The organism is Streptomyces longisporoflavus (genome assembly GCF_014649775.1).
Classification (GTDB): domain Bacteria; phylum Actinomycetota; class Actinomycetes; order Streptomycetales; family Streptomycetaceae; genus Streptomyces; species Streptomyces longisporoflavus.
The window spans coordinates 1-514 of sequence record NZ_BMTR01000164.1 but is presented as its reverse complement, the minus strand read 5'-3'; the positions used below and the strand labels follow the sequence as shown (position 1 = coordinate 514).

Here is a 514-nt window from a genome sequence, read left to right as displayed (position 1 = left end):
GCCGGTGCCGTCGGCGGACTCGGCGAACGCCTTGACACGGCCGTCCGCCGCGAGGCCGCGCTGCCGGCTGAACTCGATGAACGCACCCGGCGTGGACATCACCGTCACACCACCGACCAGCGCCAGCTCGCACTCACCCTTGTGCAGGGCCTGGCTGGCCCAGTGCAGGGCCACCAGCGACGAGGAGCACGCGGTGTCGATGGTGACGGCCGGGCCCTCAAGGCCGAACGTGTAGGAAAGACGCCCGGAGATGACGCTTGCCGCGTTACCGGTGCCCGCGTATCCGTCCACGCTCTCACGCGAAGCCATCAACAACGTGCCGTAGTCCTGGCCGTTGGTGCCCACGAAGACACCGGACCGGCTGCCGCGCAGGGAGTTGGGGTCGATGCCGGCCCGCTCGAAGGCCTCCCAGGAGGTTTCCAGGAGCAGCCGCTGCTGCGGGTCCATCGCGAGCGCCTCGCGCGGGGAGATCCCGAAGAAGGCGGGGTCGAAGTCCGCGACACCCTCCAGGAAG

1 protein-coding gene is annotated in these 514 nt (G+C 69.8%); it reads right to left on the bottom strand.

Annotated elements, in window-relative coordinates; all coding sequences use genetic code 11:
• Positions 1-514 (bottom strand): beta-ketoacyl synthase N-terminal-like domain-containing protein (locus tag IE226_RS43860; RefSeq protein WP_190087115.1); only part of this gene is annotated, 514 nt, incomplete at both ends.